The sequence below is a fragment of the Streptococcus sp. Marseille-Q7156 genome (assembly GCF_965119495.1).
On record NZ_CBCPLU010000001.1, the window covers coordinates 659,798 to 681,551 of the forward strand.

General features: G+C 36.7%; 28 protein-coding genes, 1 tRNA gene and 3 pseudogenes. 17 read left to right on the forward strand and 15 right to left on the reverse strand.

From position 1 onward, the window contains the following. Positions 1–810, forward strand: a complete 810-nt coding sequence (locus tag ACWPV5_RS03255) for an MBL fold metallo-hydrolase (protein WP_000004961.1) — start codon at positions 1–3, stop codon at positions 808–810. 136 nt (positions 811–946) lie between these two features. On the opposite strand, the gene ACWPV5_RS03260 is transcribed toward ACWPV5_RS03255, so the two are convergent. The 6 genes from ACWPV5_RS03260 to ACWPV5_RS03285 all read right to left on the reverse strand — a co-directional run bounded on the left by ACWPV5_RS03260 (position 947) and on the right by ACWPV5_RS03285 (position 6,211). Beyond that, on the reverse strand, positions 947–2,077 hold the full coding sequence (locus tag ACWPV5_RS03260) for a tyrosine-type recombinase/integrase (RefSeq protein WP_454382260.1): 1,131 nt from the start codon (positions 2,075–2,077) through the stop codon (positions 947–949). A gap of 54 nt (positions 2,078–2,131) precedes the next feature. After that, a complete protein-coding gene (locus tag ACWPV5_RS03265; protein WP_454382262.1) occupies positions 2,132–2,473 on the reverse strand; it encodes a DUF771 domain-containing protein in 342 nt (113 codons plus the stop codon). A 57-nt stretch (positions 2,474–2,530) separates the two neighbouring features. Next, positions 2,531–3,865: a Rep family protein gene (locus ACWPV5_RS03270; protein ID WP_454382264.1), complete on the reverse strand. Its 1,335-nt coding sequence runs from the start codon at positions 3,863–3,865 to the stop codon at positions 2,531–2,533. A gap of 232 nt (positions 3,866–4,097) precedes the next feature. Continuing rightward, positions 4,098–4,682, reverse strand: a complete 585-nt coding sequence (locus ACWPV5_RS03275) for a hypothetical protein (RefSeq protein WP_454382266.1) — start codon at positions 4,680–4,682, stop codon at positions 4,098–4,100. Further along, positions 4,679–5,848: a cell division protein FtsK gene (locus ACWPV5_RS03280; RefSeq protein ID WP_454382268.1), complete on the reverse strand. Its 1,170-nt coding sequence runs from the start codon at positions 5,846–5,848 to the stop codon at positions 4,679–4,681. The genes ACWPV5_RS03275 and ACWPV5_RS03280 overlap by 4 nt, the downstream gene beginning before the upstream one ends. A gap of 3 nt (positions 5,849–5,851) precedes the next feature. Further along, entirely contained in the window at positions 5,852–6,211 is a 360-nt protein-coding gene (locus ACWPV5_RS03285; RefSeq protein ID WP_454382270.1) for a hypothetical protein, read from the reverse strand. 218 nt (positions 6,212–6,429) lie between these two features. On the opposite strand from ACWPV5_RS03285, the gene ACWPV5_RS03290 reads away from it, so the two are divergent. Further along, positions 6,430–7,476 (forward strand): hypothetical protein, encoded by a 1,047-nt coding sequence (locus ACWPV5_RS03290; RefSeq protein WP_454382272.1) that lies wholly within the window; start codon positions 6,430–6,432, stop codon positions 7,474–7,476. A 10-nt stretch (positions 7,477–7,486) separates the two neighbouring features. On the opposite strand, the gene ACWPV5_RS03295 is transcribed toward ACWPV5_RS03290, so the two are convergent. Next, complete coding sequence (locus ACWPV5_RS03295; protein WP_084890022.1) at positions 7,487–7,825, reverse strand: helix-turn-helix domain-containing protein; 339 nt, start codon at positions 7,823–7,825, stop codon at positions 7,487–7,489. 168 nt (positions 7,826–7,993) lie between these two features. Between ACWPV5_RS03295 and ACWPV5_RS03300 the strand changes: the two genes are divergently transcribed. The 5 genes and pseudogenes from ACWPV5_RS03300 (at position 7,994) to ACWPV5_RS03320 (ending at position 10,653) form a co-directional block, all read left to right on the forward strand. Next, positions 7,994–8,122 (forward strand): hypothetical protein, encoded by a 129-nt coding sequence (locus tag ACWPV5_RS03300; protein WP_454382275.1) that lies wholly within the window; start codon positions 7,994–7,996, stop codon positions 8,120–8,122. Beyond that, positions 8,091–8,255, forward strand: a complete 165-nt coding sequence (locus ACWPV5_RS03305) for a hypothetical protein (RefSeq protein ID WP_454382277.1) — start codon at positions 8,091–8,093, stop codon at positions 8,253–8,255. The genes ACWPV5_RS03300 and ACWPV5_RS03305 overlap by 32 nt, the downstream gene beginning before the upstream one ends. Continuing rightward, positions 8,224–9,030: a hypothetical protein gene (locus ACWPV5_RS03310; RefSeq protein ID WP_454382279.1), complete on the forward strand. Its 807-nt coding sequence runs from the start codon at positions 8,224–8,226 to the stop codon at positions 9,028–9,030. The genes ACWPV5_RS03305 and ACWPV5_RS03310 overlap by 32 nt, the downstream gene beginning before the upstream one ends. 60 nt (positions 9,031–9,090) lie before the next feature. After that, positions 9,091–9,870 (forward strand): annotated as a pseudogene (locus tag ACWPV5_RS03315) (SEC10/PgrA surface exclusion domain-containing protein); the annotation flags it as partial. Positions 9,871–10,500: 630 nt separating this feature from the next. Further along, positions 10,501–10,653 (forward strand): LPXTG cell wall anchor domain-containing protein, encoded by a 153-nt coding sequence (locus ACWPV5_RS03320; protein WP_454383432.1) that lies wholly within the window; start codon positions 10,501–10,503, stop codon positions 10,651–10,653. A gap of 284 nt (positions 10,654–10,937) precedes the next feature. Here the strand turns inward: ACWPV5_RS03320 and ACWPV5_RS03325 are convergent. Continuing rightward, positions 10,938–11,188 (reverse strand): annotated as a pseudogene (locus ACWPV5_RS03325) (ISL3 family transposase); the annotation flags it as partial. A 499-nt stretch (positions 11,189–11,687) separates the two neighbouring features. Next, positions 11,688–11,987 carry a YbaB/EbfC family nucleoid-associated protein gene (locus tag ACWPV5_RS03330; RefSeq protein WP_000981526.1) on the reverse strand — a complete coding sequence of 100 codons (300 nt, stop codon included), beginning with the start codon at positions 11,985–11,987 and terminating at the stop codon, positions 11,688–11,690. 186 nt (positions 11,988–12,173) lie between these two features. Here ACWPV5_RS03330 and ACWPV5_RS03335 point away from each other — a divergent pair. Next, positions 12,174–12,618: pseudogene (locus tag ACWPV5_RS03335) on the forward strand (imelysin family protein); the annotation flags it as partial. Positions 12,619–12,771: 153 nt separating this feature from the next. Here the strand turns inward: ACWPV5_RS03335 and ACWPV5_RS03340 are convergent. The 4 genes from ACWPV5_RS03340 to ACWPV5_RS03355 all read right to left on the reverse strand — a co-directional run bounded on the left by ACWPV5_RS03340 (position 12,772) and on the right by ACWPV5_RS03355 (position 14,868). Then, positions 12,772–13,131, reverse strand: coding sequence for a type II toxin-antitoxin system RelE/ParE family toxin (locus tag ACWPV5_RS03340; protein ID WP_261070270.1), 360 nt, complete (start codon positions 13,129–13,131; stop codon positions 12,772–12,774). Beyond that, a complete protein-coding gene (gene relB, locus ACWPV5_RS03345) occupies positions 13,121–13,405 on the reverse strand; it encodes a type II toxin-antitoxin system RelB/ParD family antitoxin (protein WP_023941319.1) in 285 nt (94 codons plus the stop codon). Before relB ends, ACWPV5_RS03340 begins: the two co-directional genes overlap by 11 nt. Before the next feature lie 189 nt (positions 13,406–13,594). Next, a complete protein-coding gene (locus ACWPV5_RS03350) occupies positions 13,595–13,837 on the reverse strand; it encodes a type B 50S ribosomal protein L31 (protein ID WP_000710764.1) in 243 nt (80 codons plus the stop codon). A gap of 95 nt (positions 13,838–13,932) precedes the next feature. Next, the gene (locus tag ACWPV5_RS03355) at positions 13,933–14,868 is read right to left on the reverse strand and encodes a DHH family phosphoesterase (RefSeq protein ID WP_454382298.1); all 936 of its coding nucleotides are present in this window, start codon (positions 14,866–14,868) and stop codon (positions 13,933–13,935) included. A gap of 103 nt (positions 14,869–14,971) precedes the next feature. Here ACWPV5_RS03355 and ACWPV5_RS03360 point away from each other — a divergent pair, with 103 nt between their 5' ends. From ACWPV5_RS03360 to ACWPV5_RS03385, 6 genes are all read left to right on the forward strand, one after another. Beyond that, positions 14,972–15,415, forward strand: a complete 444-nt coding sequence (locus tag ACWPV5_RS03360) for a flavodoxin (protein WP_001162128.1) — start codon at positions 14,972–14,974, stop codon at positions 15,413–15,415. A 115-nt stretch (positions 15,416–15,530) separates the two neighbouring features. Continuing rightward, on the forward strand, positions 15,531–15,797 hold the full coding sequence (locus ACWPV5_RS03365; protein ID WP_261070269.1) for a chorismate mutase: 267 nt from the start codon (positions 15,531–15,533) through the stop codon (positions 15,795–15,797). Next, positions 15,794–16,168, forward strand: coding sequence for a fluoride efflux transporter CrcB (crcB, locus tag ACWPV5_RS03370; RefSeq protein WP_261077761.1), 375 nt, complete (start codon positions 15,794–15,796; stop codon positions 16,166–16,168). The genes ACWPV5_RS03365 and crcB (ACWPV5_RS03370) overlap by 4 nt, the downstream gene beginning before the upstream one ends. Continuing rightward, positions 16,162–16,491, forward strand: coding sequence for a fluoride efflux transporter CrcB (gene crcB / locus ACWPV5_RS03375; protein ID WP_023938164.1), 330 nt, complete (start codon positions 16,162–16,164; stop codon positions 16,489–16,491). Before crcB (ACWPV5_RS03370) ends, crcB (ACWPV5_RS03375) begins: the two co-directional genes overlap by 7 nt. 118 nt (positions 16,492–16,609) lie before the next feature. Then, positions 16,610–16,957, forward strand: coding sequence for a 50S ribosomal protein L19 (rplS, locus tag ACWPV5_RS03380; RefSeq protein WP_001068669.1), 348 nt, complete (start codon positions 16,610–16,612; stop codon positions 16,955–16,957). 41 nt (positions 16,958–16,998) lie between these two features. Further along, positions 16,999–17,070, forward strand: a tRNA-Arg gene (locus ACWPV5_RS03385). 55 nt (positions 17,071–17,125) lie between these two features. On the opposite strand, the gene yidA is transcribed toward ACWPV5_RS03385, so the two are convergent. Both yidA and ACWPV5_RS03395 read right to left on the reverse strand, forming a co-directional pair. After that, the gene (gene yidA, locus ACWPV5_RS03390) at positions 17,126–17,932 is read right to left on the reverse strand and encodes a sugar-phosphatase (protein WP_004261542.1); all 807 of its coding nucleotides are present in this window, start codon (positions 17,930–17,932) and stop codon (positions 17,126–17,128) included. Between the two features lie 12 nt (positions 17,933–17,944). Continuing rightward, positions 17,945–19,249 carry an HD domain-containing protein gene (locus ACWPV5_RS03395; RefSeq protein WP_219966604.1) on the reverse strand — a complete coding sequence of 435 codons (1,305 nt, stop codon included), beginning with the start codon at positions 19,247–19,249 and terminating at the stop codon, positions 17,945–17,947. A gap of 71 nt (positions 19,250–19,320) precedes the next feature. On the opposite strand from ACWPV5_RS03395, the gene ACWPV5_RS03400 reads away from it, so the two are divergent. From ACWPV5_RS03400 to ffh, 3 genes are all read left to right on the forward strand, one after another. Continuing rightward, positions 19,321–19,698 carry a DUF1934 domain-containing protein gene (locus ACWPV5_RS03400; RefSeq protein ID WP_454382306.1) on the forward strand — a complete coding sequence of 126 codons (378 nt, stop codon included), beginning with the start codon at positions 19,321–19,323 and terminating at the stop codon, positions 19,696–19,698. Positions 19,699–19,788: 90 nt separating this feature from the next. Continuing rightward, positions 19,789–20,121, forward strand: a complete 333-nt coding sequence (locus tag ACWPV5_RS03405) for a putative DNA-binding protein (protein ID WP_000402066.1) — start codon at positions 19,789–19,791, stop codon at positions 20,119–20,121. A gap of 11 nt (positions 20,122–20,132) precedes the next feature. Then, complete coding sequence (gene ffh / locus ACWPV5_RS03410) at positions 20,133–21,704, forward strand: signal recognition particle protein (protein WP_000863622.1); 1,572 nt, start codon at positions 20,133–20,135, stop codon at positions 21,702–21,704. The last annotated feature ends 50 nt before the right edge of the window (positions 21,705–21,754 follow it).

Sequence of the window (21,754 nt, forward strand, 5' to 3'; positions counted from 1 at the left end):
ATGAGTGAAACAGGCTTTAAATACAGTATTTTAGCGTCGGGTTCCAGTGGAAATTCCTTTTATCTGGAAACTCCAAAAAAGAAGCTTTTAGTGGATGCAGGCTTATCTGGTAAGAAAATTACCAGCCTACTTGCTGAAATTAATCGTAAGCCAGAAGACTTGGATGCCATCTTGATTACCCATGAGCATTCAGATCATATCCATGGAGTAGGCGTTTTGGCTCGCAAGTATGGTATGGATTTATATGCCAATGAAAAGACCTGGCAGGCTATGGAAAATAGCAAGTATCTCGGCAAGGTGGATTCTTCGCAAAAGCATATCTTTGAGATGGGCAAAACCAAAACCTTTGGAGATATTGACATCGAGAGTTTTGGTGTAAGCCATGATGCAGTCGCACCGCAGTTCTATCGCTTTATGAAAGATGATAAAAGTTTTGTCCTTTTGACAGATACAGGTTATGTCAGTGACCGTATGGCAGGAATTGTTGAAAATGCGGACGGCTATCTTATCGAGTCCAACCATGATGTAGAGATTTTGCGAGCAGGTTCTTATGCTTGGCGACTCAAACAACGAATCCTATCGGATCTGGGTCACCTTTCTAACGAGGATGGCGCTGAAGCCATGATTCGGACGCTAGGAAATCGCACTAAGAAAATCTACCTTGGCCATCTATCCAAGGAAAACAATATCAAGGAGCTGGCTCACATGACCATGGTCAATCAGCTAGCACAAGCTGATCTGGGAGTCGGAGTAGACTTTAAAGTTTATGATACCTCACCAGATACCGCAACACCATTGACAGATATATAAAAGAGGCTGGGAAAAGTCTTTAAAATTAAAGGCTCTTTGTCAACTGTAGTGGGTTGATATAATAGTCTTAGACCTTGATTTTTCAAGGTCTTTTTTGAATTTGGTCAATTTTTGGTCAACTTTTTTTATAAAAAAATTATTGACTTAATAATTCTCTAACACGTTTGTTTTCTGATTCTTCTTTTTCCTTGATTAAATGACCATATGTTTGAGTTATTTGTGTAATATCTTTATGTCCCATATTTGAAGCTATAACCCAGATATCGATTCCATAACCTAACATAATACTTGCGTATGTGTGCCTAATACCTGTAGCTGATAAATCGAGTGGTTTGAGTTTCAACTTCTTGAGATGTTCTCTTAAACGCTTATTCACTTCGTGATTACTTGGAACGATAGTATACAAATCGAAAAAGATATGATTTTCTTTATTTTTAATATTTGTTTGTTCAATATCTCTACTTTGAATCTCTTTTAATTGATTCAAAACATTCAATGTTTCTGAATCGACTGGAATAGTTCGAACAGAAGTAGCTGTTTTTGCTGGTCGCCATTCTTTCTTTCTAGGGTCATAGCGCCTGTATGTTTTGATTTCTTGAGTTTCATTCAAAACACAATCCCATGTTAAGCCTAGCACCTCACCGAAACGCAAGCCAGTTTTTAGTTGAATAAAAAGAAGATAGTCAATAATATTAAACTTCAGTTCAATATTATGTTTTACCTCTTTCAATAATTTATGATAATCAGCTGAACTCTTGATAGCTTTTTCTTTTTTAATCTTTCGGCTTGCTTGTCCTGTAATAACAACACCATCTGTAAAATCAATGATTGATAACTTATCTTTTTTCGCAAATTGAATGACTTTTCTAACTTCCGAATTTAAACGCCGAACCGTATCTTTTCCAACTCTTTTTGCGTATTCGTTGATAAATTCTTGATACTCACTATAAGTGATGTTAGTAGCTGATTTATCTTTGAAATAATCTAAAATAAGTTTACCTCTATGTTTATGATGTGCAATTGTCCCTTGACTTTTATTTAAAGGAATTATTTGCAGATTATACCATTCCTGCCATAATTGATAGAGAGAAATATTTGAATCAATTACGTTACCGTTTAATAACTCTAATTCAATTTTACTTGCTTCCAATATTGCTTCTTTTTTCGTTTGAAATCCTGAGTTTGAAGCAACTACCTTTTTATTCTTATCAAATATTCTATAATCCCAAGTTTTCTTTTTACCTCTTTGTCTGTATGAAATTGCCATACGATTATCCTTTCTTTTTAAAAAGATAACCAAGACATCGTCTTGGCTATTATATCATGTTTCTTTTAATAACTCTGAGAAATGCTGTTCAAAAAATGCTCTCGTCTTAGAAGCAAGAAATATGTATTTTCCACCCTGATTTTGCGGATACTTTACAAAACCATCTTTATTTTTATCAATATCAACTTTTGACCGAATATCAGCTCGATAGAGAACATTTTCTAACAGCCAAGGTCTAGAGACTGAAACCATCTCTAAAACCTCGGATAAGCTCATATATTTCCCTTCTGAAGCTTGCTTCTTCATATTGAGATATTCTTCCTTTTCTACAATGATATGTGTGTTGGGAAGATTTACTTCTAAATTGTCTATTTTGATTAAAATCTTATCTGTCATATAATTTTTCCTTATTCTATGATAAAATAGGAGCAGAAATATTGTTTATTATTTCTACTAGTTTGAGTTATCGCTACCCTCGCTTTGGTCGGTTGAGTCTGTAGTGATAACTTTTCTTTTACTATCAATATTTTTTTCTTTCTTAATTCTTTCCAATATATCTGAAGCAATTTTTCGAAATTCTTCTTCATTTTCTACACTTTTTAATGTGTAGGTATCTAATTTTTTAAATGCTTGTTTCGATTTTTCTTTTAAATCACGTGTAGCTGTGTAATTCCATAATTCAATTTTGATAACCTTATTCTTTTCATCATGAACCATTTTGATTATAAACCTGATTCTTCTCATTAGTTGATGATATTCTTGATTTTTCTTACCAAACCACGAATCACACCAATCCCAATAAGTATCTGAATTTGTAATAATTGTTAAGTCATTGATGATGTACGCATCTTTAAACCGTGAACTAAGCTGAGTTGCAGAATCTGGCTCTAATACTTGAAACAGTTCTCTAAATGTCATGCCACAACTTGCATCTAATTCATTGATTACAATCGTTTTTTCCCCTTTATAACCTGAACCCAAATCGAATCGTTTCTTATTGATGGATGGGGTATGTGCGCCTAATCTATCATGTTCTTCTGCAAGTAAGCGTGCTAGATATGATTTTCCTGTTCCTCCTTCAGCTTGGATATAAATACCTGTATGATTTCGTTCGCCCTTACTCATACGAATAAACTCCTTATGAATATATTCTTGTCTGTTTTCCTCGAACTGCCTTTTATTTGAATTCCATGCTTTTTGTGCTATCCGTTGAGTGAATTGCTCAAATAATTGTTGTTTTGCTTCCATTATAAGAAGTCCTTCCTCTGAGATTTGATAACTTAACTCTAAACAATATTCATCGATTTCTAAACCGTTATCAGCCTTTTCTTTGCTATGATTTTTGATTTTTCCCATGATATCATCAATATAGTTGGCATTATTTGATGAAATGATTTCAGCTACTTCATAGGGAAATTTGTGTTCTGCCATGTTACGCTCATTGCGATGTGTAAGATATCTGCATGCTTTTATCGAACTACGAACAAATTCTAAATTTTGTTCTCTTGAAATTGATAAAGCCTTATAAACAGATGAATAAGTATGAGCATGCTTAAAATCAATATAAAAATGGGCATGCAATGGTTTTGAACTTCCGTCATCTTTTAAATCTTTATCGTGAAAAATAATATGATACCTATCATCTTCATTTTTACAATAGTCTTTAATACGTTGAACAACTGATTCACGAAAATCCTCTTCAGTTAATTCTGAATTTGCATTGTGTTCATATTCAAATGAAATTTGCCCAAAAAATTTTCTTTTTCTATCATTTTGATTAATTTTCATAAAAACCTTTCTGTTTTTGACACAAAATAATGAGTGTGTGTTGATTTTGAGTTGATGTGATATGGTTTGGATGTGGATGCCCAGACGGAGAAAAACTGGGCATCCACATCCAAACAAACATCATAGTTACTTGACACATCACAACATAAAATTTGTATTCATTAGACATGGATTGTTTAAATATTTTGGTGCTGGTGTACTTGCTTACCTTCAGTAGCAGTACACCGCACCTTTATTTTTTTCTAAATGCTGTTGAGCTGAATGTCCTACTATTTTCTAGTCTAATGAAATCATTAAATAAATAACTACTATCTAACTGATTCAATTCTCTTTTAACCTGAGACAACAATTCTTCCATAATATTGTAACTTTCACAGTTAGGTGGAAAAGTCCATTTTGCAACAGCTTTTTCTTCATAGTAAATAACAGTCAATGTTAACAGTGAACGATTCGCTTTTCTAATAATTTCTTGTTTTGAATTGCTGTAGCGAGAAGATTCTTCCAAAGTTGGCTCTACATTTATCTGCCTACAAAATCGTCTCATTTGCCACGTCGCAACATATGACTTAATGCTATTTCTGAAATAATCAAATTCAGCATTTCTAAATGCAAAATCGATATTAATTATAAATAGTAATAATATAAATGATACACTCGAAATTAAACGTAGTACTGATATAAAAACAATAAAATAAAAAAATGTTTCTAGATGTATTTGAAAAATGATAAATGTAGCCAAACGCTCTAAAATAAAAAATATAATAGAAACAAAAATTGTAAAATTAACTACATTATATTTATTAAAGTATTTCTTCATGTGATTTCTTCCTTCCTGATGTTATAAGAGGGGGTTAGAAGTGGCATAATATGCGTTCGATGTTCACTATCTGTAAACTTGACTATACCTGTACCAATACCAGGTGGGACTACAATATTATCAACATTGATGTTGGGCAATAAAAACTGACAAGTATTCGCATTTATCTCACCTAAAATAAAGATACAGTTAATTTGTTCACGTACTGCTGTATTACCGCCAAATGCAGTTGCATCAAAGCGTTGGCTACATAAAATGAGTGAGATGGAGGTCTGACGGCCGAGAAGAGCAATCGTCCCAAGTAATTGCCCAAATGATTCACGAGACTGCTTAGAGCTCCCCTGAACAAGTGCCAACAGTTCATCAATAACAATATAAATGCGTTCAAACTGAGTTTTTGGATTTGTTAATAATATTTTTTGCCGTTCATATATCTTATTAATGATTCGACCCAACAATTCATTGACCTCTGTAATAAAACTGTTTAAGTTTGAACCATGTGTTGGTGCTAATACTTCTAAACCTAATTCCTTACTTAGTAAGTAAACATCAGCGATTTTAGGGTCGACGCAAATAATTTGATTTGTGAAAGATTTTAGACAACTAATCAAATAACGTAAGAAATGAGTCTTTCCTGTACCAGATGCTCCACTCACCGCCAAACTTGTCACCGCTTTCATTGGAATATTACAAATATTGTTAGCCATAATTGGGAGAGTATTTTCTGACACGTTCTTTTTAATAAAAGATGAAAGATTATCAATCTTTAACCGAGTTGGAATCCCATCAACCCAAGGAAAGAAAAATGCACGTGCTTGATTTTCATTTTTTGTATCATAAGGAACAAAAAAAGCATTATTCTGTGGTAAGAGAGTCTTGAATGGGTAGAGTATGCCAGCACAAATTGCAAAAATATCAAAGTAAAGTTTTTTGCTTAAAGAATATGAAATCGGGAGGTTTGGGACGTAAAAAACGCCAGAATCATTGCTTGCGACCTTAATATCAAATGAATTTAAATAAGATGATTCATCATTAATATTGAGAGCGTTATTCAAATTTCTCAAAATAAATTGTTCTAACTCGAACTTGTTTTTGCCAAATTCAGCTACATCAGCAGAAGTTGCTGATGTAGCTTGATTTTGACTTTTATTCATTAAAAAAGCCATGCATTATTTTCCTTTCTTCTTAATACCTTTTGCACGAAAATATAGCTGTCCATATTGGTTCTCAAATGCTTCTAAATCTTCAAATTCAACAATATCTCCGATATCAATCTTAGACAGGTCTGGTTTATTATTGGGTAAAAATTTTACTTTGAATGGGTTATGATTATCGGTCGCAACGTATACTTGATAACCTAAAATTTTATCAGTACGTTTCATTTTTTCTTTACCCTTAACAATTTCACCAGTTTTTTCGAATTCATATTGAGTCTCAAGTTGTTTACCTACCAACTTAACAACTTCATCTGAAAGAGCCTCTTCTGCAAGGCTAGAACTGTAACCGTTAACTTTTTTAAAAAATGCCATAATCGGCCTCCTTTATAATATTTTTTAGCAAACTAGATAAAAACTAGTTCTTTCTGTTAAATCTTTCTTGTAAATATTTGAACGTTCGTTATTTACATTTCAAGTGTATCACGATTAAAAATTCCAGTCGTCAAATGCACCATAAGGGAAAAAATAAAAAATTTGCATTAAGAAATTTTATTTGATAAGCTGAAAATAACGATAAGGAGGACATTATATTGAAAGAAAAATATTATAATGTAAAAGAAGCTTTAGATTATATTAGAAGTTATCCTAGCGGAAGAATAGAAAAAGAATTTTATATGAATATAACTGAAAAACAAATTCGTGATATTTTGAAAAAAGATGTACTAGGCCAATATAAGCAACTTTCAGAGGGAGAACATATAATTGAATCATACATAAATTTTCAAGGCGATGAGGTAGTTGAAACTTTATATGTATTTCCAAAATTTGGGAAAAATTCCAAAATTCTCTCGAGTTGGGATAATCTCTATAAAAAAGAAGATAAGCTAGTGAAGCAATTACAACGGGAAGGTTTTAAAACAACAGAAGACAAAATTAGAGAAGAATTTAAAAACTCTGGGAAACCTGCGTATTTAATGAATGAAGATTATCTTTTCTCATTAAAGCTGGAGATTGAAAGACGTCAACTACCGATAAAAATTTTTCATATTCAGCCACGTACTAAATCAACAATTATGCAATTAATTAATGAAGAAATGTTGGAGACTAATTTTGAATTAACTATAAATACTTTATTAGAAGAATTTGAACAAAGATTAAAAGAAGATTGGTTTGAAAATCAGAAATTATGCATTGAACAAGCTGAAAAAGTAGGTGAATTATTAGAGGATGTTCGGGGGCGGACAGAAATATTACAGTCTGTAGCACCAGAATTGGCATTGGATTCTTACAATAGTAGATTAGAAGAAGTAGAAGAATTTTATAATAATTTAAAGAATCAAGAATTCACATTATCTTTTGAAATTGAAGAATCTGTTAGTAAGTTTAAAAAATTTTATATGAAGCAAGCAAACAAGAACGTGATTTCTTCTCTTGCTAAGAAAATATATGAATTTGAAAAGTATCAGATTAACAAGTATAAAGAAAAGATTGAAGAACAAAATAAAAATAGAGTTATAACTGAAATTTCGTTTAAACGATATTTAGTCGAATTTTACAAGAATATAAATGACTCTTTTTGGAGAGATGATTTTCTAAGCAATTTAGAGGATAATTTTGGAGTAAAAATAAACCGCTAAGATTTTTTTCTTAGCGGTTGTTTATGTTATTCAATAGGGTTGCTATTGCATCAATTATATCTGTTTTTTGTGGTTCTGGTATCTGTTCAAGTTGATTGATAATATTTTCAATTTCTTTACTCTTTTCTGGAAAACCGAAATTAAAAAATGTTTTTTCATCTACTTCAAGAGCTATAAGTATTTTATTCAGTGTTTGTATTTGAAAATTATATTTTTCATTTTCTATGTTGTGGATATGTTTCGAGCCTAAGCCAGCTAATTCGGAAAGTTTTTCTTGGCTTAGCCCTTTTGTTAATCGTAAATATCTAATTCTTTTTGCAATAAAAGTTTGTAAGTTGTTTTGATTCATAATTGTTTACCTTCACTATTATTTTAAAGATAAACATTATAAATAATAAGTAGTACAAATTACACTTGTATAATATATAAGTGTTGAATATTGCACTATATAATGATAAAATAGTGTAGTAAAACTATAAAAATTAGCTCATTTTATCAGCCATCAAAGGAGAAAATGATGAAGAAACTGAAAACCCTCACAACTTCAACAGCTATTGCGCTTGCGTCTGTTGGTGGAACTGCATTTGCACAGGAAGCAACTACTACAACAGCAGTTGATACAACTGCTGTCAACTGCTGTCAATGAACCTCTTGTTTCAAAACCTGTAGCTGATGCAAAACCAGAAGTGAAGAAATCTTCTGACGTCAAACCTGCTCTTGATGCTCAAGAGTCTACTGTTAAGCAAGTTGAAGCTGAAATGCCAAACAGCAAAAGCTGAAGCTACTTCTGCTAACCAAGCTGTTACAACTACCGAAACTGCTTTGACAAGCGCTAAAGAGGACTTGAAGTCAGCGGAAGCTGTTAAAGCCAATGCTACAGAAGAAAATATCACTGCTACAAAAGCTAAACAAGACGCCAATGTAAAAGCTCAGGAAGCCAATCAAAAAGCAACTGAAGCGTCTACTGAAGCGATTAAAGCGCAAACTGAGACTGTAGCAACTGAAACAGCTAACGTTGCAAGCGCAACAAGTAAAAAAGCTGAAGCGGATAAAACAGTAACCGCTAAAGAAGCGAATGTCAAATCAGCTGAAGACGCGCTAAATGGTTCAGGACTTGGTGAAGCTAAAGCCTCTCTTGCCCAAGCAGAAAAAGATATTGAACAAGCAAATGCGAATATCTCAAATGCAACAAAAGCTGTCGAAACAGCTAAGAAAGCAGATAGTAACCGCGCAGATGCTATCAAACAAGCTACAAACAATGTGAATGTCAAAAATGACGCCTTGAAACTAGCTAAAGAAATGATGGACGCAGATAAAACAAAAGTTGAATCCATTCAACAAAAAGCAGATGCTACAGCGTCTAAAGAAAAAGAAGCGCAAACTTCATTGGATGCACAAAAAGCTCGCTCTGGTGAAGCTGTTATTCATATGGGAAATCCAGTTCACCATTTGACAGATGAAGAAAAAGCTTACTATGGTCTTGATAAAAACTATATCACATTTAAAGATGCACTTAGCTATTATGCAAATAACAGTTATAAAAGAAGATGGTAAAGCTAATCGTTTAATGATGCTTACAGCTGCTAAAATGTATACTCTCTTACAGTTGATTTCAACAAAAACGATGCCAACCGTAAAGTGGATATTGATAATTTAACAGATGCTGAAATTGCTGAAGTTAGTGATTTCTATGCTAAATTAGTAAATGTCTTGCAAGAAAATATGGGATATCCTACAACATATAGAGCTTATGCTGCTCAAGATACACTTGAACATAGCAAGAAAATGGCAAAAGCCTATGAAGCTCGTGGAACTGACCCTGCTATGGCTGGTCATATTCGCGAAAACAATGGTGTAGAAAACTTAGCTTCAATTTATGCTAGTGATGATATTTCAACAATGCAAGATTTGAAAAATTCTGCATTACGTGCTTTCAAAAATTATTCATTCCTTGATAAACATGCTAATTGGGGACATTTGAATAACAACCTAAACGGTGGTGGTGTTGCAATGACTGTCGCTAATATCAATGGTAAACGTTGGTTTGTCAACTCATTTGGTAGCGATGGTAAACATAAAATCAACCTCAACCAAGACCTTGCCCAACTTGAAGCAAAACTAGCTGAAGCACAAAAACAAAACAGCCAAGCTCAAACTGCTCTTACAAATGCTAAAGCAGAATTGGCAGCTGCTTCACGCAAATATACTTCTGCACTTGAAGCTAAGACAGAAGCTGAAAAAGAATTGGCAAGTAAAACAAATAGTCCACTTCAAACAGAAGTTGCTGAAAAGAACTTGCAATTGGCAAATCTTGCTTTGACAAATGCTCAAACTCGTAAAGCAAACGCTGAAACAGCTGTTGAAAACTTCTCAAGAAGCCAAGCGGAAAAACAAACTGCTCTTGAAACAGCTAAAGCTGAACTTGCTACAGCCAAAACTGCCCAAAAAGATGCTGAAACTGCTCTTACAAATGCGCAAGCAAAATTGCAAGCAGAAGAAAACAGGTTGACTGCACTTCAAGATGAACAAGCGAAGCTCCATGCAGAAAAAGACAAATTGGTGTCAGATGCTAAAGCAATTGCAACAGAATTGAGTGCTTATCTAAACGCAGATAAAAATCTTGCAGATGTGCAAACAAAAGTAGCTGACTTGAAAACAAAACTAACTCAAGCAAAATCTACTGCAAAATTGGCACAAGATAAATTAGACGCAGTTACAGCTAAATTGCAAGCTGAACAAGCTAAATTAGCTGAAATCCAAGAAGAGTTTGATAAGTTGCTAGACTTAGAAAACAAAGCTAAAGATAATGTAGTCGCAACTCTACCAGACGGAACTGTTGTTGCTGTACCTAGAGTAGATTCAAATTCTAATACTTTACCTAAAGAAAATACTGAAGAAACTGTTGATAAATCGAAGACAGCTTCACAATCAGGTAAAGATGTTGCTTTGGATGAGAAAGAAGAAGTTGTTGCGAAAGATAAAGAACAAACAAAAGATAAGCAACAAACATATTCAGCTCCAGCCGTGAAATCAGGTGCAGATGAAAAAGTAACATATTCACGAGTAGAACGTGCAAAATCATTACCAGATACAGGCGAGTCATCAAGTGTTGCAATGTTGGTACTCGGTGCAATTCTTGGAGTATTTGGACTCGTAACAGTACGTAGAAAGAATTAGAATAATAAAAAAATCTTCTTATTATAAATAGGAAGATTTTTTGGATTTATTATTAAACTTCAGTCCAAAATTGATTCATAAACTAGTTTAAAAGACTACGCTATTTAAACTAATTTTGAGAATGAATATATAAGGATATCCAGAAATATAGTTGGTCAACCTTTGGTCAACTTTTGTATTTTGAATATAATTTAGATGGTGACGATGTCTTGGTATATCTGATATTCACTTACATATTCTAACTTATTTTAACTAAGATAAAACTGTAGTGGGTTGAAGAAAAGCTAAGATCTAGAAAGGGCAAATTTTGTCCTTTCTTTTTTGATATTGCGAATCGTGGAAATCTGTTTTTTGAAGTTTTCAAAGTTCCGAAAAGCAAAGGAATTGCATTGGATAAGATTATTAGTCTCTCCTAATTTTACGTTGGAATAAAATAATTGAAGGGCGGTGATGCTTTCTTTAGAAAGATTCTAAAAAAAGCCTGAAAGCGAGGATAGGCTAGCTTTAGATTATTCTCAATGAGTACGCAAAACCTTACTTTAGAAGTAAAAATGTAAGAGATTATAGTGATGCTTTCATTCTTCTTAGCAACTCAAGAGTGTCTCTATAATCTTTTTAGTAGTTAAGCACATACAAAAAGTAGGCGATACAATAGTTTACTACTATGCTGTTAGTAGGGGGTGATAACCATGTACTCATGAAATCTTTGATTAAATTGCTTCATGGCTTGGCATGACTTACAACTTGCCTTAAGTATTGAAGTAGAACAGTCTGGTAGACTATTTTAGCCGGAATTTAGGAATATAATAACAAATGGTAAAAAAGATTAAGAATGATTTTAGAGTCTAGGACTTAGTATGAGAAAAAGTTTTCAATATCAAGCAGTTGTAATAAAATATAATTGTTCTATATAATTCTTTTAATGATGCCTTCATCGCTTTTTATTATAGATTTTATGGGACTTTTTCTATATCAAAATAGGCTCCATAATATCTATGGGATTTACCCACTATAAATATTACAGAGCCTTTTTATTAGAATGGCAATTTCCCGGCGAAAGCACCTAATTTTTTCTTAGTCGTTTCATCGATTTGTTCAAGAGCAGAGTTGATGGCTTGAACGGTCATATCAGAAAGGGTTTCGAGGTCTTCTGGGTCAACGACAGCTGGATTGAAGTCAATGCTGACAACTTTCTTATCTCCAGTTAAGGTCGCTTGAACAAGATCTTGAGCAGATTTGCCAACAAATTGCATAGCAGCAAGTTCTGCTTGGCTTTGTTCCATCTGTTTTTGAAGTTTTTGTGCTTGGCGCATCATGTTTTGCATGTTCATCATGTTGATTTACAGTTTCCTTTTACAATTATTTTCTTTCTTATTTTATCAATTTTGAGGTTAAAAGTCTATTGTTAGTATAAATCCCCCAACATTAAATTTTCTGAAAATCTATTAAAAAATGAGTGGAAACGTGGTATAATGAGACGTAAAATTAATTCAGATTTCCTGAACCGATAGGAGTAAACAATGAAAAAACTAGGTTTTGTCCTTTTATCTTCAGCCTTGCTATTGACAAGCTTGTGCTGTTAGGTTTGAAAAATCAGCAGATACAACCGATTCATCTAAGGTCACAGCCTTGTTTGAAGACAAGCAGAAAATGCTTGATAAGGCCACTGCGGAATATAAGACTTTTGTGCAAGAGCAAATCGATAAACTTTTGACAGATACGGAAGGCTTTGTCAAACTTTTGAAAGAAGGTAAGTTAGAAGAAGCCAAGAAGGTCAATTCACTGATTCGTATGTCTTATGAGCGTTCAGAACCAATCGCTGAGAGTTTTGGTGAGTCAGATGTCAAGATTTACTTCAGTTTGGCAGACTATATGGACGAAAACAAGACCGAGAAAGGTTGGTCAGGTTTCCATCGTATCGAGCGTATCCTTTGGGAAGACAATACCACTAAAGGAACTGAAAATCAAGATAAGGAAGACTAAATCTGCTCTAATAAAAAAACTTTGTACTCTAGAAACCATCGTGTGACTATCGAGAGTGCAAAGATTTTTGAATTTTTTATGAAAATGAAGATTGTGTTCCTTATAAGTACAAGGTTATTAAGAGAGCAGTGGATATTAAAATGATGATTTTGAATTTTTATTATTTTTGCTTTGTAGCAAGGTAACATAGTCGCTTTTTGTGTGGAATAAGTGGGAAAGAAAAACAGTTTTTTGAGTTTGATCGATAAAGTAAAGCAAGATATATTGCCCGATAATTTTTCCTCGCGTGGGGTACTTACTGTTGATTTTTAGTCCTATTTTTTCATCTGCATCAAAGCCAGCTTCAGGAAAGGTATTTAAACTTTTTAAGCCGTCTAAAATTTTGGCCACAGTATTTTTAGCTGACTGGGGTGATAAAAGAACAGTGCTGATGTAGTTATGGATACTGTCAATTGCTTGACTCACTTCAGTAGATAGAATCACTTTATAAGTCATATCGTAGCCTCATATCATCTAGGGAAGTTCCTTGTCCGGATTCATATTCTCTTAAGGCGCGTTCAGATTGGGCTTGTAGTTCTTGAATCAATCGTTCACGGTGTAAATCTTCTGCAGTTTTTATTGGCAAATCCTGTTCGAGAACAATCTGCTCGATAAAAAGACTAATAGCATCCGTCATAGTCATTCCTTTTTCCTTGATGATAGCTCTAGCTTGTTCCATTGATGACTCGTTGATTTTAAAATTGTATTGCTTAGTAAGTGATGTCGTCATGGTATACCTCCAATCTATACTATATATAGCTAGTATATATCTTTTCTATTTTTTAGGCAAGAAAAAACTCTATACTCTGGGAACCATTGTTTGCTTATTGAGAGTTCAAAGTTTTTTGAGTCTGGAATATGAAAACAGCAGTTAATTTCAAGAAACAAAAAAAGAACAGCCGAAGCTGTCTTTTTATCATTATTTGAGACCGTATTTTTTGTTGAAACGATCCACGCGTCCATCTGCTTGAGTGAACTTTTGACGTCCAGTGTAGAATGGGTGTGAGTCTGATGAAATTTCCACACGGATCAATGGGTAAGTTTCGCCTTCGAACTCAACTGTTTCGTTAGAGCGTTTTGTTGAACCGCTAAGGAATTGGTAACCAGTAGTTGTGTCCATGAAGACAACTGGGCGATATTCTGGATGGATATCTTTTTTCATTTTGCAATATTTCCTTTCTGCCATGGTCTCTTTGCGAGCCATAGATTGTTACCATACTAGTCTATCAGATTCTGAAAAGTTTGGCAAGTATTTTATCAGTTTTTAAGCAAGTTTTTTAACTTTTGGTAGATGATTTCGTTTTCCTCTAGGCTATAGGAATTAGCACCACTTGCTAGAGGGTGGCCTCCACCATCATGTTCCTTGGCGATTTCATTGATAGGATGAATTTTACTGCGTAAGCGAACACGGTAGTGGCCATCAGCCTGTTCTACAAAAATTCCCCAGAGACTGACGCTGTCAATACGTCCAGGTGCACCGACAATGGCTGCAGTTTCAGCATCGGTAACATTGAATCGTTTTAAGATTTCCTGACTCAGGATAACGCGAGCAGCACCATTTTCATCCACTTCCAGATGGTCGTAGATGTAGCCTTGAAGTTTAGCAATTTTGTAACTCATAGTCTCCATTTTGCGAGTGAGAGCCGCAAAGTCAAAGTTATGTTCTCTCAGATAGGCAGCCAGGCGAAGAGTCCGTGCAGTGGTAGAAGGGTAGAGGAAACGACCTGTATCACCAACAATACCTGCAAAGAGCAACTCAGCAGCACGATCTGACAAGGCCAGTTGAGCTGTTTGGGCAAATAGGGTAATCATCTCGCTAGCGCTACTTGAACTAGTATCTACCCAAGATAGGCCACCATATACATCATCATTTGGATGGTGGTCAATTTTAATGAGAAAATCACCTTGACTATAGCGCTTATCATCGATACGAGCAGTATTAGCCGTATCACAGACGATAACAAGTGCCCCTTGGTAGACACTATCTTCAACAAGATCCATCTCAGCCATCCAAGTTAGAGTTGGCTCATCATAACCAACGGCTTTGATGGTTTTTTCTGGGAAATGATATTCCAGCAAGGCTTTCAAGCCCACTTGACTTCCCAAGGCATCAGGGTCTGGTTTCATATGACGATGAATGATAATCGTGTCGTATTCTTTGATTTTTTCTAAAATTTGATGGCAAATGTCCATAAATAACCTCAATTCTTTCTCATTTCATTGTAGCACAAGAATTTTTATTTTTAAAATGAAAAAGATGTGATATAATGGAGAAAGATAAATTTAGGAGGACGATATGGCATTAGCAAAAATTGTATTTGCCAGTATGACCGGTAATACCGAAGAAATTGCAGATATTGTAGCAGACAAATTACGTGACTTGGGCTTGGATGTCGATGTTGATGAATGTACAACTGTTGACGCTTCAGACTTCTTGGAAGCAGACATCGCTATCGTTGCGACCTATACTTATGGTGATGGTGAATTGCCAGATGAGATGATGGACTTCTACGAAGACCTAGCAGATCTCAACTTGAATGGCAAAATCTACGGAGTGGTTGGTTCAGGTGACACCTTCTACGATGAATTCTGTAAGGCTGTTGATGACTTTGACCGTGTCTTTGTGTCAACAGGAGCAGAAAAAGGTTCAGAGTGTGTTAAAGTTGATCTTTCTGCTGAGGAAGAAGACATTGAGCGTTTGGAACAATTCGCAGAAGAATTGGCTGCTAAAGTAGGATAAGCACAAAAGTGCGCTGATGTAATCAATCAGTGCATTTTTCTTATCGTGAGTTGGGATTTTACTAGCCTATTTGGTGGCTTTTTGATACAATAATTCAAATAAAGGAGGAGACTGTATGGATTTAGATATTATTCGCCAAGAAATTGATCAAATCGACAACCAAATTGTTAAACTTCTAGAAGAACGAATGCATTTGGTTGAGGGTGTAGTTGCTTATAAGAAAGCATCAGGTAAACCGATTTTAGATACCAAGAGAGAAGCAGTTATTTTTGAAAAGGTTAGGAGTCGTGTAGAGGACAAGCGCTATCAGGAAACTATTGTAGCGACTTTTTCTGACATACTCAAACGTTCGCGTGATTATCAGGATCAAAATATCAAATGAAAAAAGAACAATTTTATCCGCTAGGGATTTTTCTAGCTGCTATGTTGGGCGGACTTGTCCGCTACCTAGTTTCCACTTGGTTACCAGCCAGTCCAGACTTTCCTTGGGGCACTCTCTTTGTCAACTATCTGGGAATTTTCTGCCTGGTTTATCTTGTCAAGGGTTATCTGGTCTATAAGGGGACTAGTAAGGGATTGGTTTTAGCACTGGGGACGGGTTTTTGTGGCGGTTTAACAACCTTTTCCAGTCTCATGCTTGATGCTGTGAAACTGCTTGATACAGGGCGTTATCTTAGTTTAGTTATGTATTTGCTTTTGAGTATTGGTGGAGGCCTACTTTTGGCTTATTTTCTAGGGAGGAAAAAATGGTAATGGTCTATCTTGCAATCGCTTGTGGTCTTGGAGCCCTGGTACGGTATTTCTTTTCCCGCTATAATCAAGCTTCTAAATTGCCACTTGGAACGCTCATAGCCAATCTTTTGGGTTGTTTTTTAATTGGATTATTTTACAATCATGTGGAATCTAAGGAAGTCTATGCTATTCTAGCAACAGGATTTTGTGGCGGTTTAACGACTTTTTCGACCTTGAATGATGAACTTCAAAGACTGCTAAGTGATAAGAAGGTCTTTTATTCTTACCTGACTTTGACCTACCTAGGTGGTTTGGTTGCGATTTTTTTAGGAATTCTGCTATAAATTTCTTTACTTTTTTGTGGAAATTTGGTAAACTGTATCTTGTGTGTAATGGACGCACAAAAATACAGTTTATCCGCTGAGGAAGATTCCTCAAGATTGACAAAGATAGGAGAATAAAATGAATCCATTAATCCAAAGCTTGACTGAAGGTCAACTTCGTACAGATATCCCATCATTCCGTCCTGGTGACACTGTTCGTGTACACGCGAAAGTTGTCGAAGGTAACCGTGAACGTATCCAGATTTTTGAAGGTGTTGTTATCGCACGTAAAGGTGCTGGCATCTCAGAAAACTACACAGTTCGTAAAATCTCTAACGGTGTAGGTGTTGAGCGTATCTTCCCAATCCACACTCCACGTGTTGAAAAAATCGAAGTTGTACGTTACGGTAAAGTACGTCGTGCGAAATTGTACTACTTGCGTGCTCTTCAAGGTAAAGCAGCTCGTATCAAAGAAATCCGTCGTTAATTCGACTAAAAAACTCTGCTTTTCAGCAGAGTTTTTATCTAGTTCCCTTAGTTCAATGGATATAACAACTCCCTCCTAAGGAGTAGTTGCAGGTTCGATTCCTGCAGGGGGCAGTAATTAGACATTCAAAAACCGCTCAGTCGAGCGGTTTTCGTCTATCCTTTCCTTTTACAGTACCCACGTACGGATGGCATGAGCAACGCCAGATTCGTCATTTGTTTTGGTGATGTATTTGGCGATTTTTTTGATTTCTGGATTTCCGTTTTCCATGACAACGGGGTTACCAACGACTTCCAGCATGGCACGGTCGTTTTCTTCGTCACCGATAGCCATGGTTTCATCTTTGGTCAATCCGAGTTTTTCAGCTAAGTGAGTGATGGCTGAACCTTTATCCACATTCTTTTTAAGGAGTTCGAGGTAGAAAGGAGCAGATTTGTTGATGGAGTAGCGCTCATAAAATTCGGCTGGTATCTTTTCAATCGCAGCATCAAGAATCTCAGGCTCATCTATGAACATACACTTGACGATTTCCTTGTCAGCCATTTCTTCAGGTGTACGGTAGAAGATAGGCATGCTGACGAGGGTTGATTCGTGAACTGTGTATTTTCCGATATTGCGATTGGCAGTGTAGATACCGTCCTTGGTAATAGCGTGCATGTGGACACCGAGCTTACGACTGAGGAATTCCATATCCAGATAATCCTCATAGGTCAAGGATTCGCTGATAATCTCATGGCCAGTAGCAGTTTCTTGGACAAGGGCACCGTTGAAGGTTACGACATAGTCACCTTCATCTCTCAACTGCAAGTCGTCGAGAAGTTTGGCAACACCTGCGATGGGGCGGCCAGTTGCAATGACGACTTTGACACCAGCTTCTTTGGCATCTTGGATGGCAGAAAAGACCTCAGGAGTGATTTCCTTTTGGCTGTTGACTAGGGTTCCGTCGATATCGACGGCGATTAGTTTAATACTCATAAATTTCCTCTTCTAGTTTTTATTTGGGGTAAAATGATCGTTCTCAATCAAGTGTAAAAATTGCTGGGTAATGCTAGCAAAGATACTGTTTTGGTCTAACATTTCTTTCGGGAAATAAAAACGATTATCTCCGTGACGACTACCAGCAAGGGATTGGACGATAGGAGACAGGCTAGAGAGTTCGGCCAGTTCTCCATTTTTTTGTAAAATCTCAATCTGTGTCCGTGGATTTTCAGATTCGGGACGATAGATATCATAAGGGAGGTCGAAGTTCTTATGAATAGCAGTGTAGTAGTCGGGATCAAAGCCGATGTCCTCAACCAATTTTCTCATGCTAGCAAGTTTGTCTTGGTCCTCTTGTGAAAAGGTAATGGATTTAAAGACCTTGCGGTTGACAAAGCGTTGCGACAAATCTGCGAGAATCTTGTCAGGACTGGTCATCCAGAGTTGGAAGTAGGTATTCATCACACCATCATCCAGAGACAGATAGTCAGACAAGGTCACATTTTTTTCAAAGAAAGGCAGGAGATGTGGGGAAGTTCGTGCAAAGAAATCTTTGTTTTTTGGATAGAGTTCCTTGGCGCGCTTGAGAAGATTCTGCAGGAGAACTTCCATGGCGCGTGTTGCTGGGTGGAAATAAACCTGCATGTACATCTGGTAGCGACTGAGGACGTAGTCTTCGATGGCGTGCATGCCATTGCGCTGAAAGGCGATACCATTTTCGACAGGACGAATGACTCGGAGGATGCGAGTCAGGTCAAATGCTCCATAGGAAGCTCCTGTAAAATAGGAGTCGCGCAAGAGATAGTCCATGCGGTCCGCATCAATCTGACTGGAAATGAGCTGCACGACCTGCTTATTAGGATAGGTGTGGTCAATGACACTGGCAACCTTTTCTGGAAAGTCTGGCGCAACTTGTAGCAGGACTTGGTGAATCTCCGTTTCAGGACTTTGGATAATCTCCTGAGTAATGGCTTCGTGGTCTGTATCAAAGAGATGTTCAAAAGTATGGGAGTAGGCACCATGTCCAAGATCATGTAGGAGAGCAGCGGTCATGGTCAAGAGAGACTCGGCAGGATTCCATTCTTCAGGATATTTTTCTTCAAAAATCTCTGTGATGCGTCGTGCAATTTCATAGACTCCTAGACAGTGGGAGAAGCGGCTGTGCTCCCCGCCGTGGAAGGTATAACTGGAAGTTCCCAGTTGCTTGATCCGGCGCAAACGCTGAAATTCTTTTGTATTAATCAAGTCATAGATGATTTGATTATCGACATGGATGTAGTTGTGAACTGGGTCACGGAATACTTTTTCGTTCATATGACCATTATAGCAAAAAGCTAGAGTTTTTGGTAAAATAGTAGGACAAGAGACAAGAAAGAGGACTTGATGTGAAGATTCGGATGCGAAATACGATTCAGTTTGATGAGCAGTTGGAAGTGATTGACCAGCTTTATGACGTGGAAGTGCATGAAAAAGGAGATTATAGCTACCTGCTTTTCTATAATGAGGAAAAGGAAAAAGTAGTGATTAAATTTCATAGTCAAGAACTGGTGATGAGCCGATTTTCCAATCCCAAGACCATTATGCGCTTTTTAAAGGATAGTGATAGTTTAGCCTATATTCCCACACCTATGGGCATGCAGGAGTTTATCATCCAAACGAACCGTTATGAAGTTGATGGACAAAAGATTCATTTAGATTATCAACTACAAAATCAAGAGGGGCAACCCTTTGCCCGCTATCAATTGGAAATTACTTGGGGTTAGTCACTTGTCTTTTTCAAATTTATCTAGCTATCTTCTTGGATTGGCTCCCTAGTGTGGTAGATTAGGCTATTTTTTGGTATAATAAAAGTTATGGAAATCGAAAAAACCAATCGTATGAATGCGCTCTTTGAATTTTATGCAGCGCTTTTGACAGACAAGCAAATGAATTATATAGAGCTCTACTACGCTGATGATTACAGCCTTGCTGAGATTGCCGAGGAGTTTGGTGTCAGTCGTCAGGCTGTCTATGATAATATCAAGCGGACAGAAAAGATTCTGGAAGATTATGAGATGAAATTGCACATGTACTCGGACTATATTGTTCGAAGTCAGATTTTTGATCAGATTTTGGAGCGCTATCCCAAGGATGACTTTCTGCAGGAGCAGATAGAAATTTTAACAAGCATTGATAATAGAGAATAAGAGGAAGAAAAATGGCATTTGAAAGTTTAACAGAACGTTTGCAGAACGTCTTTAAAAATCTACGTAAAAAAGGAAAAATCTCTGAATCTGATGTCCAAGAGGCAACCAAAGAAATTCGCTTGGCCTTGCTTGAGGCCGACGTTGCCTTGCCTGTTGTAAAGGACTTTATCAAGAAAGTTCGTGAGCGTGCAGTCGGGCATGAGGTCATTGACACCCTTAATCCTGCGCAACAAATTATTAAAATCGTTGATGAGGAACTGACAGCCGTTTTAGGTTCTGATACAGCTGAGATTATCAAGTCACCTAAGATTCCTACAATCATCATGATGGTTGGTTTGCAGGGGGCTGGTAAAACAACCTTTGCAGGTAAATTGGCCAACAAACTTAAGAAAGAAGAAAATGCTCGTCCTTTGATGATTGCGGCGGATATTTACCGTCCTGCGGCCATTGACCAGTTGAAAACTCTGGGTCAACAGATTGATGTGCCTGTTTTTGCACTTGGGACAGAGGTTCCAGCTGTGGAGATTGTTCGTCAAGGTTTGGAACAAGCCCAAGCTAATCATAATGACTATGTCTTGATTGATACGGCAGGTCGTTTGCAGATTGATGAGCTTCTGATGAATGAGCTTCGTGACGTGAAAGCACTAGCTCAACCAAATGAAATCCTCCTCGTGGTTGATGCCATGATTGGTCAAGAAGCGGCCAATGTTGCGCGTGAGTTTAATGCTCAGTTAGAAGTAACTGGAGTTATCCTTACCAAGATTGATGGCGATACTCGTGGTGGTGCTGCTCTGTCTGTTCGTCACATTACTGGAAAACCAATCAAGTTCACTGGTACGGGTGAAAAGATTACAGACATTGAAACCTTCCACCCAGATCGCATGTCTAGCCGTATCCTTGGTATGGGGGATATGCTCACTCTGATTGAGAAAGCTTCTCAGGAATACGATGAGCAAAAAGCCCTTGAAATGGCTGAGAAGATGCGTGAAAACACCTTTGATTTCAATGATTTCATTGATCAGTTGGATCAGGTGCAAAACATGGGGCCAATGGAAGACTTACTCAAGATGATTCCAGGTATGGCCAACAATCCAGCCCTTCAAAACATGAAGGTAGATGAGCGCCAGATTGCTCGCAAACGTGCTATTGTGTCTTCAATGACACCTGAAGAACGTGAAAATCCAGATTTGTTAAATCCGAGCCGTCGCCGTCGTATCGCTGCTGGTTCTGGAAATACCTTTGTCGAAGTCAATAAATTTATCAAGGACTTTAACCAGGCTAAACAGCTCATGCAGGGTGTCATGTCTGGAGATATGAACAAGATGATGAAGCAGATGGGAATCAATCCAAACAACCTTCCTAAAAATATGCCAAATATGGGAGGAATGGATATGTCTGCCCTTGAAGGAATGATGGGACAAGGTGGCATGCCTGACCTGTCAGCTCTCGGAGGAGCAGGAATGCCAGATATGAGTCAGATGTTTGGTGGCGGACTCAAAGGTAAAATCGGTGAATTTGCCATGAAACAGTCCATGAAACGCATGGCGAATAAAATGAAGAAAGCGAAGAAGAAACGTAAGTAAGATAAAGGAAGGCCGTAGGGCTTTCCTTTTTTAGAAAGAAGAAAAATGAG